At 34.5% G+C, this 14,898-nt stretch carries 17 protein-coding genes and 1 riboswitch; of the genes, 2 read left to right on the forward strand and 15 right to left on the reverse strand.

What is annotated here, in order from left to right:
* Nucleotides 1-31: 31 nt before the first annotated feature.
* The 10 genes from ACK1U5_RS11060 to ACK1U5_RS11105 all read right to left on the reverse strand — a co-directional run bounded on the left by ACK1U5_RS11060 (nt 32) and on the right by ACK1U5_RS11105 (nt 8,305).
* Nucleotides 32-268 (reverse strand): DUF3961 domain-containing protein, encoded by a 237-nt coding sequence (locus ACK1U5_RS11060; protein ID WP_001983018.1) that lies wholly within the window; start codon nt 266-268, stop codon nt 32-34.
* Nucleotides 269-366: 98 nt separating this feature from the next.
* The gene (locus ACK1U5_RS11065; RefSeq protein WP_000426768.1) at nt 367-576 is read right to left on the reverse strand and encodes a hypothetical protein; all 210 of its coding nucleotides are present in this window, start codon (nt 574-576) and stop codon (nt 367-369) included.
* Between the two features lie 80 nt (nt 577-656).
* A complete protein-coding gene (gudB, locus tag ACK1U5_RS11070; RefSeq protein WP_000225173.1) occupies nt 657-1,943 on the reverse strand; it encodes an NAD-specific glutamate dehydrogenase in 1,287 nt (428 codons plus the stop codon).
* Nucleotides 1,944-2,254: 311 nt separating this feature from the next.
* Nucleotides 2,255-2,863: a genetic competence negative regulator gene (locus tag ACK1U5_RS11075; RefSeq protein WP_001235397.1), complete on the reverse strand. Its 609-nt coding sequence runs from the start codon at nt 2,861-2,863 to the stop codon at nt 2,255-2,257.
* A gap of 77 nt (nt 2,864-2,940) precedes the next feature.
* A complete protein-coding gene (locus ACK1U5_RS11080; RefSeq protein WP_001142650.1) occupies nt 2,941-3,816 on the reverse strand; it encodes a MerR family transcriptional regulator in 876 nt (291 codons plus the stop codon).
* Nucleotides 3,816-4,592, reverse strand: a complete 777-nt coding sequence (locus ACK1U5_RS11085) for a metallophosphoesterase (protein WP_000637799.1) — start codon at nt 4,590-4,592, stop codon at nt 3,816-3,818. The genes ACK1U5_RS11080 and ACK1U5_RS11085 overlap by 1 nt, the downstream gene beginning before the upstream one ends.
* A gap of 67 nt (nt 4,593-4,659) precedes the next feature.
* Nucleotides 4,660-5,139 (reverse strand): LysM peptidoglycan-binding domain-containing protein, encoded by a 480-nt coding sequence (locus ACK1U5_RS11090; RefSeq protein ID WP_001231553.1) that lies wholly within the window; start codon nt 5,137-5,139, stop codon nt 4,660-4,662.
* Between the two features lie 22 nt (nt 5,140-5,161).
* A complete protein-coding gene (locus ACK1U5_RS11095) occupies nt 5,162-5,725 on the reverse strand; it encodes a CPBP family intramembrane glutamic endopeptidase (protein WP_001025780.1) in 564 nt (187 codons plus the stop codon).
* Nucleotides 5,725-7,254: an ATP-dependent DNA helicase RecQ gene (gene recQ, locus ACK1U5_RS11100; protein ID WP_000762979.1), complete on the reverse strand. Its 1,530-nt coding sequence runs from the start codon at nt 7,252-7,254 to the stop codon at nt 5,725-5,727. Before recQ ends, ACK1U5_RS11095 begins: the two co-directional genes overlap by 1 nt.
* On the reverse strand, nt 7,244-8,305 hold the full coding sequence (locus ACK1U5_RS11105) for a helix-turn-helix domain-containing protein (RefSeq protein WP_001167013.1): 1,062 nt from the start codon (nt 8,303-8,305) through the stop codon (nt 7,244-7,246). Before ACK1U5_RS11105 ends, recQ begins: the two co-directional genes overlap by 11 nt.
* Nucleotides 8,306-8,603: 298 nt before the next feature.
* Between ACK1U5_RS11105 and ACK1U5_RS11110 the strand changes: the two genes are divergently transcribed.
* Nucleotides 8,604-8,852, forward strand: coding sequence for a ferredoxin (locus ACK1U5_RS11110; RefSeq protein ID WP_001151993.1), 249 nt, complete (start codon nt 8,604-8,606; stop codon nt 8,850-8,852).
* Nucleotides 8,853-8,973: 121 nt separating this feature from the next.
* Here ACK1U5_RS11110 and ACK1U5_RS11115 read toward each other — a convergent pair whose 3' ends face one another.
* Nucleotides 8,974-9,552 carry an ECF transporter S component gene (locus ACK1U5_RS11115; protein WP_000810856.1) on the reverse strand — a complete coding sequence of 193 codons (579 nt, stop codon included), beginning with the start codon at nt 9,550-9,552 and terminating at the stop codon, nt 8,974-8,976.
* A 162-nt stretch (nt 9,553-9,714) separates the two neighbouring features.
* Nucleotides 9,715-9,854: riboswitch (FMN riboswitch) on the reverse strand.
* A gap of 249 nt (nt 9,855-10,103) precedes the next feature.
* On the opposite strand from ACK1U5_RS11115, the gene ACK1U5_RS11120 reads away from it, so the two are divergent.
* The gene (locus ACK1U5_RS11120; RefSeq protein ID WP_000710837.1) at nt 10,104-10,790 is read left to right on the forward strand and encodes a hypothetical protein; all 687 of its coding nucleotides are present in this window, start codon (nt 10,104-10,106) and stop codon (nt 10,788-10,790) included.
* 164 nt (nt 10,791-10,954) lie between these two features.
* Here the strand turns inward: ACK1U5_RS11120 and ACK1U5_RS11125 are convergent, their stop codons facing one another.
* From ACK1U5_RS11125 to resD, 4 genes are all read right to left on the reverse strand, one after another.
* On the reverse strand, nt 10,955-11,569 hold the full coding sequence (locus ACK1U5_RS11125) for a peptidoglycan DD-metalloendopeptidase family protein (RefSeq protein WP_000866125.1): 615 nt from the start codon (nt 11,567-11,569) through the stop codon (nt 10,955-10,957).
* Nucleotides 11,570-11,653: 84 nt separating this feature from the next.
* Entirely contained in the window at nt 11,654-12,235 is a 582-nt protein-coding gene (locus tag ACK1U5_RS11130; RefSeq protein ID WP_000781277.1) for a cob(I)yrinic acid a,c-diamide adenosyltransferase, read from the reverse strand.
* A gap of 137 nt (nt 12,236-12,372) precedes the next feature.
* Nucleotides 12,373-14,148: a sensor histidine kinase ResE gene (gene resE / locus ACK1U5_RS11135; protein ID WP_000964697.1), complete on the reverse strand. Its 1,776-nt coding sequence runs from the start codon at nt 14,146-14,148 to the stop codon at nt 12,373-12,375.
* The gene (gene resD, locus ACK1U5_RS11140) at nt 14,148-14,864 is read right to left on the reverse strand and encodes a DNA-binding response regulator ResD (protein ID WP_000426861.1); all 717 of its coding nucleotides are present in this window, start codon (nt 14,862-14,864) and stop codon (nt 14,148-14,150) included. The genes resE and resD overlap by 1 nt, the downstream gene beginning before the upstream one ends.
* Between the last annotated feature and the right edge of the window lie 34 nt (nt 14,865-14,898).

Raw genomic sequence — 14,898 nt, forward strand, 5'->3', positions numbered from 1 at the left:
ATTCGGTAGCAATGTCCTTATCGCATATTTCTTACGCGAAGAGAAAATCGAAAATATTTGAAGTGAACACCATAAACAACAAGATACTTACAGCCACTCCATAAAAACCGTAAAACCAAACACAATCTTCTTTCGTATCTAAACCGAAAAATTTATTTACCGATTGTAATAATGTGCCACGCTTGCTTTGTTTGTTTCGTAATACTTCCACTCGCTCTACAACATCTGCTGGCATCATAAATCTTTGGTCTACTGTCATTTTCATCATTTATCTCTCCTTAAAATCATTTCCGTTTTGTTTATCTAAGGAGAGTATAGCACGTTTGTTCGTGTAGAACAAGCGTTCTTTTTTATTTTTATTTTATTTTATTTTTCAGCAAGCCAAGTAAAAATTGAGATTACAACGGCAATAATCGGCCCTACTACAACCACACCAAATATCAGAAACAGTAGCCCTTCCCCGAACATCCGAACGGTACTTATTTTGCGAGCTTTCATCGTTCTTGCGAGTTCTCCCTCTAACCTATTAACCTTTTCTTCTAATTGTTCTACTCGTTCCAACATTTCATTCTCCATATACAACACCTCATTTAATACTTCAACAAAAAAACGTGATTCCCTCGAAAGGAAATCACGTTTTCTCAAGATATAATATTTTATACCCAACCTCTGAAGCGGCTTGCTTCAGCCATTTTACGAACACCAACCATGTACGCCGCTAAGCGCATGTTCACTTTACGAACTTGTGCTGTTTCATAAATAGAATCAAATGATCTTACCATTACTTTTTCTAAACGTTGTTCTACTTCTTCTTCAGTCCAGTAGTAACCTTGGTTATTTTGTACCCACTCAAAGTAAGATACTGTTACACCACCAGCACTTGCTAACACGTCTGGAACAAGTAAAATTCCGCGATCTGTTAAAATTTTAGTCGCTTCTAATGTTGTTGGACCATTTGCAGCTTCAACAACGATTTTCGCTTTAATATCATTAGCATTTTCTTCTGTAATTTGGTTCTCAATTGCAGCTGGAACTAAAATATCGCAATCAAGTTCTAACAATTCTTTGTTTGAAATTGTATTGTTAAATAACTTTGTTACTGTACCGAAGCTATCACGACGGTCTAATAAATAATCAATATCTAATCCGTTTGGATCATGTAACGCGCCGTAAGCATCTGAGATTGCAATAACTTTCGCACCTGCATCATGCATAAATTTAGCTAAGAAGCTACCAGCATTACCGAATCCTTGAACAACAACGCGTGCACCCTTAATATCAATGCCACGTTTTTTCGCAGCTTCGCGAATACAAATTGTTACACCTTTCGCTGTTGCTGTTTCACGTCCATGTGATCCACCTAGTACAAGCGGTTTACCTGTAATAAATCCTGGTGAATTAAATTCATCAATACGGCTATACTCATCCATCATCCATGCCATAATTTGAGAGTTTGTGAATACATCTGGAGCTGGAATATCTTTCGTCGGTCCTACGATTTGGCTAATTGCTCGTACATAACCGCGGCTTAATCTTTCTAACTCACGGAATGACATTTCACGTGGATCACAAATAATTCCACCCTTACCTCCACCATATGGTAAATCAACAATACCACATTTTAAACTCATCCAGATTGAAAGTGCTTTCACTTCATTTTCTGTTACATTCGGATGGAAGCGAATTCCACCTTTCGTTGGACCAACAGCATCATTATGTTGCGCACGATATCCTGTAAATATTTTAACAGTCCCGTCATCCATACGAACTGGTATTTTCACTGTCATCATACGAATTGGTTCTTTTAATAATTCATATACTTCGTTTGGATAACCCAATTTTTCTAACGCTTCACTAATAACAATTTGTGTTGAATTCAATAGTTCAAAATGTTGTTCCCTTTGTTGTTGTGTTTTTGTTTGAGTTCCCTTTTCGGCTACCATAGTAAGTAAACCCCCTGTAATTTCACTTGTTTAGTAAACCTTCATTGCCTAGTATACACCCTTAAATTTGGAATGCAATAGAAAACGCTAACAAATATATACAAACTATTTTCTATTGCAAGCGTTTTCACTATTATTATAGTCCTTTTATTACTTTTAGAAAAGTAAAATACTTAAATATTTAAATATTTTTTATTTTCATCAACCACACTCCCATAAAACTGCATATTTTATTTTCAAAAAGTATGTTCGAGTATTTACAATCATCCCTTCCCTTCTCCAAATAAGAACAAAACCTCAGCTATGTTGTATTAGCTGAGGTTTTGTTTTTTCACAAAGTAATTGTGTATTTGTTCTATCGCGTTAACATCCATTAATTCTTTACCGTACTCCATGATGCGATAAATGGTTGCTGTAGACGGATTACCGTATTCCGCTAAAATAGCTATAAAATCCGCCTTTAACAATTGAATTTGTTCCTCTTCTTCCACCCAAAGATAGAAGCGCTCATCCCACGTATATAGCTTTCCGCCAGTTACACCAAGGTTATATAAGCGATTCGACAGGTTAATTACGTCATCTAGCGTAGCAAACTCATATAATATATGCTCACTTTCATCTAGAGTCACTTGCATTTCAATAAACTCGTCACGGAACTCATCATCTGTATCTATTTCTTGATTTTCTTTCGTTACAATTACAACCATCCCTTGTGCTTGTAGAGAAAACACTTCAACTGCAATCGGACCATCTGCTTCAAATCCTAATTCCTTATTTGCTTCTTGCATCATATCACGAAATAATTGCTGTACTTTCGGTGCATTTCTCCATAAATCTTCTTTCGTTAATCCTCGTTCAGATAAATCATCAAATGTTAGAAAAATTTTTATCTTATTGTAATTTAATCGTTCCAGCCTCATCTCATACCCTCCCTACGTAACCAATGCATCTAATTTTTATTATATGAAATAGAAAATAGATGGTTCTTTTCGAACAACTATTCCGACATTTTTAACCATCCATCCCATTCTTCTTTCGTATCACCAATTAAGATTGTTTCAATGTCCAACTGGTTTAGAACGCCTAGCTTTCCGATAAATCCAACAGAAAGAGATTCCCTTTTTTCTTGTAATAAATTTATAAAGTTCATCGTCTTTTTCATTTCTTGTTCGTCAGCAAAAGATATAAATACATATTTCGGCTGTATTTCCTCTACCGCTGATAACATACCATCTTCAGCTAAGCTTGTCCTAATATATATCGCCTCATATCCTTTTAAGCGTAAATAAGTTGAAAAAATAAATCCTTTCAATGCATCCTTTTCTAACACAATAACTTTGTGTAAAGAGGAAAACATTGAGGCATTGTGATACACCATCCCTAGACGCGTTTGTAAAAATGATAGTGCATATTGAAATTGCACCATTGAAATCTCATTATTATTTTTTGACGTTAATAATTTGTCTGTCACTCGAAGAACAATACTGGCAACAACCTTCTCTGTTGAATATATACTAAAAGCTTCGTTTAATAATGCAGCAATTGTAATTTCATCAAATTTTAACAAAGCTTGTAGCAAATCGTCCACTAAAACAACTTCTTTATCGAAATGTATCTCTTTTTGAACTGTACTCTGCAAACGATTTTCTTCTAATAATTGAACTGCTTGTCCAATCATCATACCGGAAGAAACTTTTTCCATTAACCATTTTAAAATTTGAATATGCTCTTCTGTATATAAACGATGCCCAGCTTGATTCCGCTTTGGGGCAATAATTTGATATCGTCTTTCCCATGCACGAAGCGTACTCGGCTGAACTCCAATTATATTCGAAACGGCTTTTATATTGTATTTCCCATTAAGAGTTGGCATCATTTCCCTCCGCACAATGTAATGATGTGTGTTTGAGCAGGTGCTCGGAAACGAAGTGGTATCAATGTTGTTCCATACCCATTACTAACAAAGAGAATCGTATTTAAATGGTTATATACGCCACCTTTTAAATATTTTTTAGATGGGAATAATCGGATTTGCCCTCCATGCGTATGTCCACTTAAGACAAGTGAAATCTGTTCATTTCCAGACATTTTTTTTATTATATCAGGGTTGTGACTAACTAGGATACGAAAACCATCTTCTTTACAATCCGCCAATGCCAAATCTAGACGATCACGGTGCAATCCAACATCATCTATACCGAGCAAACAAATTTTCTCGCCTAATTCAGACTCAAATACCACTCTTGTATTATCTAAAACTTTTACGTTATTTTCTAATAATAACGCATCTAATTCATGATATTCTATCTCATAATCATTGTTTCCCCACACAAAATATACAGGAGCTACCTCTCTTAACTTTTGAATATTCGCAGAGATTTTTGATAAAGAGACACCTTTCTCTGCTAAATCTCCTCCGATAATTACGAGATCTACTTTTCCTTTTACTTGTTCAATTAACAAATTCGAAATGACTCTTCTATGAATATCAGAAATAAAAAACACATTTACTTTTTGAAAACTTTTCGGAAATTCTTTAAATACTAAAGTATGTTCCAACACCGTATTACGCATCGCTTCTTTATACATCACAAGAAGCAATAAAATCCCCATGCCTATGAGAGTACTGAATAATATAATCCATATCATATTTTTGACTCCCCTCCTCATAAAGATAATCCTAGGCTTTTATAACAAACGGTGATCGCTTAACTCACTAGCTTTCTTGCTTTGTGGACTTATCTTTTATCGGAATTTTTAATTCTTGACCTGCACTCACTTCATCTTCTTGCAAGTTATTATACTTTTTAATTACTTCAATTCCATTTCCATCTGAAAAATATTGCTTCGCTATACTTTCTAAAGTTTCTCCCTCTTTCACAGTATGCGTTATTACTTTTTCAGAATGTTTCTGCGACTCAGATTTAGCTGAATCAAAGAAGATTACTTCAAACGCACTTTTTCCGGCATTATTACTATCACCCTTCACCTGAATATATTTATCCGTGTACCACAAAATACTAATCGGCAGCAGAATGAATAGAAATGTTAAAACCCGGACGAAAATGTGATTTATTTTAAACTTTTGTTTTTTTTCTTTATTTCTATGAATTTCACTACGCGGCGGTAAACTTTCTTTTTCTTCCACTCGCTCAACTTCTAATTCCTCTTCAAAATCAGGAATTCGTTTCCTCATGTTGTTCACCACCACCTTCCATTTATTTTCTTAATTGGAGTCCCATTATAAAATCAACAAGAAAGTGTGCAAAGATTGTTATAAACAAATTTCCTGTCCATTCAAATACATAACCAAAGACAAAACTAATGAAACAGACGAAACAAAACAAAAATGGCTTTGTTATATAACGAATATGTAACACTGCAAATACGAAGCTCGCAATTACAATTCCAAAATGAGTCTGTACTACACCTCTAAATAAAAATTCTTCTGCAAAACCAATTAAGAACGTAATAACGAGTAAGTGTAGAACGGACATTCCTCGAAACATCTTATCGTTAATACCACCATCATCAAACCAAGACTCCGGAAACACTCGCATTGCAACATAATCTAATAACACAATACCAATCGCTAACAAACCACCTATAATAAGTATAGATACTGGTTCCCATTTCCATAAATTAAAGACTTCTTTTACATCTTGAAATAATATATATGCCAGTAAACAGCCAATACCGATAATAATTAACTGTGTTATATATAGATTCAGCCTTATTTCCTGCGGACTCATATCTTCAACATTATGCCTTTGAATGTTCATCATTCCTCCATCTTTTCTAGGCCGAAAAGCTTTTGTAACTCTGTTTCCCAATTATAGTCGAAATCCGATTGTTGCGCTCGTCTTTTTTTATAATCTTCTTTTATAATACCGCAATAATCGCAGCAATTAATTAACTCTTGCTCTTTCCTATAACCGAACTGTTGCAGCACATATTCACGTCTACACCCTTTAACTTGTATCCATGATTTCATATTTTCTAGCTCACTATATTTATTACGCAACCTTATTTCTACTTCAGCTATTAATCGGTTCATAATTTCATCTGACAAACCTTCTAATAATAATCTTCGTTGTTGTATAATTCCAACCTGTTCGAGATGATAACGAACGAAACGCCAATATTGCTCATTAAATCTTGCTGCATTATAACAAATTTCTTCTACATCTTCTATTGGTAATTCTTTCGTTTGAAACATTCTTTCTTGTAGTAAAGAAAATAAAAATTGTATTTGTGACTTACTTGGCAATTCATCCTCAATGATTGAAATTGGTAAATCATGATCCAGCGGACTACATAATAAAATAGCTATACTCGGTTCGCCATCTCTTCCAGCTCTTCCGATTTCTTGTAAGTAAGAAGCTATATTAGTTGGATAATGAAAATGAATAATATATCGCGTATTCGCCTTATTTACCCCCATACCAAATGCACTTGTGCATATTACAAGTTGCAATTGATCGTTCATAAACTGCTGTTGAATTAACATACGCTCTTCATGTTCCATACCACCATGATAAAAAGCTACACCAGTAACACCTTTCCCTCTCAAGTATTCCGTTAACCTTTCTGTCCACGCTCTACTTGAGCAATATACAATCCCCGGCCCTTGTAAATACATCACCTGCTCTAAAAGCGCCTCTTTCTTTTCTTCTATCGTCTCTACAAATTGCACATCCATTGCAATATTAGGACGATCAATAGAGTATACATGTTCCGCGGCACCCTTTAAATTTAAACTATTTGCGATATCCTGCAGTACCCCTTTTGTCGCTGTGGCTGTCAATGCTAATACTGTAGGAGAACCAATATTTTCAATAACTACATTTAGTTTTTTATAGTCCGGTCTAAAATCATAACCCCATTGAGAAATACAATGAGCCTCATCAACAACAAATAATGAAATATGAATTTTCTTCAATTCCCTAATTAATAACTCCGACTGTAACATCTCTGGTGAAACAAAAATAAATTTATATGAAGATAATTTTTTCATCGCTTCTCTTTTTTCATTTAATGTCCGAAAACTATTAAATGCTATTACTCGGTTTTTCACAACATACTTTAATTGTGTCACTTGATCTTCCATTAAAGATAATAACGGTGATACAACAAGCACTGTTCCTTCTCGCATAAGCCCCGGAAACTGATAGCACATAGATTTCCCTCTTCCAGTCGGAAGCATTGCTATCACATCTTTTCCTTCTAATAAATCTGTAATAACTCCTTTTTGACCTGGACGAAATTCAGAATATCCAAACCACTTATATAAATATTCTTCAAGTTTCATTTACACCCTCCATCCGCGCTAATACAAGACGAACTTCAAAATAAGAGATATCTTCTCCAACCGCTTGTTTCAAAACACGTAACTTCCGCGTTTGCAATGCTTCAATTACTTTTATTACTTTGTCTATCTTTTCTTTTTCCATAAACATTTCAATAGAAAAATCTTTTTCTCGCAAAGCAATTTCAACAAAATGATCTTCTATCGTTGCAACCTTTAAATTCCGAATCGTCGCTATTTCTTCTAAAGAACGTCCTTGTCTCCAAAAATTATATGTTTTTTTCGTGGATAAACTAAATAATTCAGCTCTCTCATTTGGATAAGATATAATTTCAGCTAATAGTGGAAATTCATTTTCTTTATCACGAACTTCTTGTATAAAGAAATGCATTGTACCCCAAAATAAAAAATACACCCTGAATATATCTTGTTTCGTAATTTCTGCTAATTGTTGCAATGTACAACCAATACGTTCATAACCCGTTAGTCGATATGTTACAATCGTCGCTTCTATCGTATTGCTCTTTTCTAAAAGATTATGTACTTCCGTCCATAGTTTTCTCGCCAACTCACTTCTCTTATATGGTATTCCTGTTAGAAAACGTTTCACCCACATCATTATTTCTGTATCTTGCTGAATTGGGATAAACTTCGTATTATTCTGTTGTAAATTTGATATAGTTTGAATAATTAATGATAATCTTTTCCAAAATGTTTCACCTAATTCACCATAATGTAAACCATGCAAATGCGCCGGAAAAGCATAAACTTCCCCCCATTTATGTAACTGCATTTTACCCGTAGGTGTTAACACATATGTATTTTCATGTATTTCTTGAATAAAATTCGCTTGCAACAACTTTGCAACTTCACCATCATAGTCATTTCTATTCAATGATTTATATATTCCGAACAAAAAAGAAATTCGGAACATATTTCCATCTTGTAAAGTTTGCGAAGAACGTTTGCCCTTTAGTAAATAATAAATAGAAGAAACGGTTCTTTCACCATTCAATTGTTTTAAACAATGCAACAAAGTATATTGTATTTGCATGACCGCTTCCACCTTCCAATCTTAACTTCATTCTTTTCAGTACAATTACACTATCTACTTTCGCTCATTAAACTTATCATATAAGAACTATATACTTGTATATATTCTATTGTATCAAACGAAATCATATTTACGTATTTTGAAAATCTTATGACATAATTCAAAAATAAGTTGACACTCTAATTGATAAGCATTATCATTATAATTTTATGTTGAAAAGTTTTACAAACCGTTTTACAATAAGGTTATAATTTTTATGGCGAGCTTTTCACATACATATTATCAGGAGGGAAAAAAGATGGCAAAATATACAATCGTTGATAAAGATACTTGTATTGCATGTGGTGCTTGTGGCGCTGCTGCACCAGACATTTATGACTATGATGATGAAGGTATTGCATTTGTAACATTAGATGATAACCAAGGTATCGTTGAAATTCCAGATGTATTAATTGAAGATATGATGGATGCATTCGAAGGCTGTCCAACTGACTCAATTAAAGTTGCTGACGAATCATTTGACGGAGACGCTTTAAAATTCGAATAGTCTTTTATTAACTTCAAAAAATGCCCCTCATATTGATGAGGGGCATTTTTTGTATCTAAATTTTATTTTCCTTAATAAAAAACCATTAGTAGTTTCACACTACTAATGGTTTTAATATATATTATGCATTTTTCATTTTTGCAAACACCCATACTTTCAGGCGTGAGAATAATGCTACAAATACAATTGTTACAACAATCCCTTTAATTAAATTAAATGGTAAGATTGCCGTTACAACCGTTGTTCTTATAGCTTCGCTAGACATAGCCGGTGAATTTAAAAACCAAGTGTAAGCCGGGAATATGATGATGTAGTTTAATACACTCATAATAAGCGCCATTGTAATTGTCCCTAGCATTAATCCTGTAGTTAAACTCTTCACAGTACGATACTTTCTAAATAAGAAAGCTGCTGGTCCAATAAATAAACATCCTGCAATAAAGTTTGCAATTTCTCCAACTGGTACTCCCGTTAAACTTCCTTGAATCCCGTAATGTAAAATGTTCTTTATCGCCTCTACAATCACTCCTGCTACTGGTCCAAAGATAATTGCTGCAATTAGAGCTGGTACATCACTAAAATCAATTTTCAAAAATGGCGGAAGCCCTGGGAACGGGAAATCTAACATCATTAGTAAATATGCAATACTACTTAGCATCGCTACACTCACCATCTGCACTACACTGTTTTTTTGTTTCATCTTTCTCTCTCCTTTTCCATCGATCATCTCATGGAAAGTGGAAAGGTTCTGCTATGCCTATTTTTTCATAGAACGAAAAAACCCTTTGTGTTTTACACAAAGGGAGAATTTAAGGCACATCAAACAGACGTTCAAATCCATATCTTTTTTGAACGCTTGAACCTCCATCTTCTCCCATCCAGACTATACTGTCGGCTTTGGAATCACACCAAATCCTGCCTTAACGGCTCGCGGGCTTAGAACAAAATCATAAATAGTTCATCACCGCCGGTCGGGATTTTCACCCTGCCCCGAAGATAGACCGATATTCTATTTTCCCCTTCATTATACAACAACCTCATAACATTGTGAACTAAAAAATTGTAACTTATTTAAAATTAGTTATTTATTTTTCGTAACAAAAAAATAAATTGCGAGATATTTTACAATACAATCCATATTTTTTATTATTCGGCATTTCTCTTTTGAATTACCTAGTCATATATAATTAAAAGTGATAAGATATTGAATTGTTAAGATAAGAACATTTTCTGAGTTATGGAGGAAATGTCATGAAAAAAGACAAGAGACATTCTATTCGAGAAGCAATGAAAAAAAACTTAAGAAAAGAATACTTTTACTTAAAAAAAGAATTACTTTTCTACTGCCCAATTGATTTAGGCACATTCTCAAACGAGACATACTATGCTACTTTCGATGAAGATGGCATTAGTATTTATCAGTATGATAAAAAAACAGAAAGTAAATTAAAATTGTGTGAGCGTCATCCGTGGAAGAGTTGGAATAAAGTGAAGATTGATCACTATTTGACAACTTCTCAATTTATTTTTCAGGGTGAGCGAAATTGGATCTTATCTCTTTTTCAAAAAGGAAAAGAAGCTCAAAAAATTATTGAAGAGCATACATCTTTACAAACAGAAGTTGTTTCCCGCTCTTTCTTAAAAAAACTTCCTGGTTTTCGTTCTAATACACCACTGAATAAATACATCGGTAGTATTTGTTACACTGCACTTATTGCATTTTTATTAAAATGGATGATTCCATTTCAAGCACCACAAATCGCCCTGTATTCTATTTCGATTGGTTGTATGCTTCTTGGCCTACTTTGTTTGACAATCGGTTTAATTGAACCGACTATCGTACTGTTTCGAACAAAAGAGAAAACAAGAACAAAAGTTTTTTACTTATATAGCTATTTAGCTATTTCTGGATTTATATGTGTCTTTATTTTTTGGTAAAAGAAGCCGTCCCAAAATAAATTTTGGGACGGTTTTCTTTTAGATATAGATGCTCTAATTCACTCAATAGTTCTAGCAAAAGCGCCCATATAATTTCATTTACATTGAACCTTATTTAAGAAGAACATAAATTTGTTCAAAGTTTAATTTTTGAAATGTTTCCTTCACTTAACATATAATTGTTGATTAGGATAAATTAGCTCTTGCTGCAATCCATTTTTTTCTTTAATTTCCTTAAGTGTCATACTAAATTTCCGTGCAATACTAACTAAAGTATCCCCTTTTTGTACGACATATAATGATGAAGAAACAACTTCATTTCTTTGTTCATTTAAAACAAGCAATGGGTTCATCGCATTCTTTTTCGCCATCGTCCATCTTCCTTGATGAAGTTCTAGATGTAAGTGTGCACCTCGCGATTCTCCCGTGTTCCCTACTTCTCCAATTTTTTCTCCTTTGGAAATATAATCTCCTTGCCCCACATATCTCTTATTTAAATGTGCATATACAGCCTCATATTCTCCGTGTTTAATAAATACAACATTTCCATAACTACTTGAATAATAAGACTTCGTTACCCTACCATCTTGAATAGCTGCCACAGGCGTTCCAATCGGCGCAGCTACATCAATACCATAGTGTTTTCCATGCCTTGTCCCAAAATAATCACTTATCTGACCTTCAACAGGCCATGTCCATCGATTTTCTTCTGCATAAACATGTAATTGAGATACAAACAGCATACTCAATAACATGACGCCGCATTTTAAAACTTTCATATACATCCTCCGTTTTCTAATTACCACCATACCTTCTCTATTTTGGTATATTACAGAAAAAAGTATACAAAAAAAGAAAGTGAATTACTCCACTTCCTTCTCTTTCTTATCACGAAAAACTAATGCACTACGGTTATACTCCACATCTTTCACTTGTAATCGGGCATTTATTACTCGAGCTATCGCAAACAAATAATCAGATAATCTATTTACATACTTTAAGACAACTTCATTTATTTTCACTTCTTTTTGCAATGATACTATAGAGCGTTCTGCTCTCCTTACAACAGTACGTGCAATATGAATAGTAGCCGCCGCCTCGCTACCACCTGGCAAAATAAAGCGTTCTAATGGCGGGGCTTCTTCTATATATAAATCAATCTTTCTTTCTAAACTTTCAACCATCTCAATTGTCACTTTATAAGGAATTTTTTGTTCCACTATTGCCAAGTCTCCTCCGCAATCAAATAGTTCATGTTGAATATTTTCGAGCTCATTGTAAATATCTCTAAAAGCCCCGCCTTGAACCTTAGTCATTGCATATCCAATATGAGAATTTGCCTCGTCTATTGTTCCATACGCTTCCACACGGATATCATCTTTATCAACCCTGCCACCTATTACACTTGTCGTTCCTTTATCTCCTGTTTTTGTATATAATTTCATTTCTTCACAGCACCCTCTCTTGTTATTCTTGATTCGACCAAGATAGAAAAAAGTTCTACCATTCTTTATTTAATTGAGTTTACAAAAAAATAAAAAACAGCAGAACTTTATTCATTATCAACTTTAAAAAAGCATATCTAAATTATACGATTCGGTAAATATACAGAGAATGTAGTTCCTTCTCCAACAACACTTGATACAGAAATTTTACCGTCATGGCCTTGAACAATATTTTTCGCAATTGCAAGCCCGAGTCCTGTTCCACCCTTTTTCCCACGTGTTCTTGCTTTATCAGCTTTATAGAAACGATCAAATAAAAATGGAATATCCTCTTCTGGAATGCCTACACCCGAATCTTGTACTTCAAAAATGAGGCCATTATTTTTCGTATCAATTACAAGCGTTACATGTCCACCCGCATTCGTATGACGAATTGCGTTATCAATCAAGTTCGTCAACACTTGTTCCATCCGATCTGCATCAAACGCATATTCTTCAATCTGATTCCGGAAATCAACTGTTAGTTCAACTTCTTTATCCTTTGCAATCCCTTGGAATTTACGACCAATTTTTTCCACAAACGGATGTATGTCCACTTCACCAATATGTAACTCTACGTGACCGCTTTCCATACGAGCTAAATCTAACAATTCATTTACAAGTTTACCTAAACGAACGGATTCATCATAAATGATTTGAACAAACTCATCTATTTCCTCTTTCGTTTGCACAATATCATCTAAAATCGCTTCACTATACCCTTGCAGCATGACCATCGGTGTACGAAGTTCATGTGATACATTCGCAATAAAGTCTTGACGCATTTTCTCAAGACGACGTTCTTCCGTCATATCTCGCAGTACCGCTACAGCCCCACGAATTTTCGTTTGATTGTAAAGTGGTGTCATAAGAACTACATAGTTCCCTTTTTGTAAATTAATTTCAACAACTTGTTGTTGCTCGCTTTCTACAACGAGATGGAATAGTTCCACAAGTTCAGAAGGTAATTTTTTACTTAACTCTATCTCTTTTTCTTCTTGCCAAACTTGTAAGAAATGTTCAGCCGGTGGATTAATAACTACGACTTCACCTTCTTGATTTAACGTAATAACTCCATCTGCCATACTACTCAAAATACTAGCTAACTGTTCTTTTTCTTGCTGCAAAGCATTCATATTAAACTTCAACTGTTTACCCATTTGATTTAAGGCCGTTGCCAGCTCACCAATTTCATCCTGAGATACCATAGGAGCCTTTGCATCAAATTTCCCACGTGACACTTCAAAAGCAACCTCACGCATTTTACGAAGCGGTGCTGTAATCCGAGTAGATAAGAAGAACGCAAAGAAAGTTGTTAATATAATCGCAATCCCAGCGGCTAAGAAAATGAAATCAGTCGTTCTCTCCATATCTTTTATTGGCACTTGTAAAGATTCATATACGAACACTGCGCTTTGATTTTTTGATTGCACTGGTTTCCCAACGATCACAATATCATTTTCAGTGCTTTTATTCTTTCTACTATCAGAAGCTTTTCTAATGTTGTTCTTAATTTCTTTTTTGTCCGTAAAAACAGCGGCTAATTCTTTATCTTCTTTTAAATTATCCATTGTAAGGGTGACTAACCCTTCTTGTTTCGGTGAAGAAGAGATTTCCTTGCCATCTTCTACAATAATAATCCTTGAAAGTGGATCAGAGAATTTGTACGCGATGTTCTCAATCGTTTTTACATCGGCACCTTCTTCAATTAATTCCGTAACACTTGTTGCGACTTTTTGAAGTCTATTTTCACTCATATCAACATAATACGTTCTAAAAAATTGTGAAAGTAAAATCGCAACAAATCCAAGAACAAACGAAACGAGAAGTAATATGGTCATCCATAACTTCCCTACTACACTTCTCCAAAGCATCAGTCGTTCACAACCTCAAATTTGTAACCTACACCCCAAACAGTAACAATCATTTTCGCTGCATCTGGTGATTTTTTGCTTAACTTCTCACGTAAACGCTTTACATGTGTATCAACTGTACGTAAATCTCCGAAGAATTCATATTGCCATACTTCTTTTAACAGCTGCTCACGATCGAATACTTTATCAGGAGCTTTCGCTAAAAATAATAGTAACTCATATTCTTTCGGCGTTAAGTTTACTTCATTGCCATCTGCAGTAACACGGTGTGCATCGTTATCAATTGTTAAGTGAGGGAATACAGTAACATCTTTTGTCGTTGTATCTTGTGTAAAGAATGTTGTTGGTACAGCACGACGTAATACCGCTTTCACACGTAGCACGACCTCACGTGGACTAAACGGCTTTACAATATAATCATCTGTTCCAACTTCAAATCCTTGTACTCTATTTACTTCTTCACCTTTTGCTGTCAGCATAATAATTGGTGTCGCTTTCTTCTCACGAACCCCTTTACATACTTCAATGCCATCTTTACCAGGCATCATAAGATCTAATAAGATTAAATCGTAATCATTTTGCAACGCCATTTCTAAAGCTGTATCACCATTATCTGCTTCTTCAATCGTATATTGTTCTCTTTCTAAGTACATTTTCAATAAACGACGAATACGATCCTCATCATCTACAATTAAAATTCTTGATTCATTTTCCATCTCTACCCGCTGCGTACTCTCACCTCAGCGGTTC

The organism is Bacillus sp. XB1 (assembly GCF_053557995.1).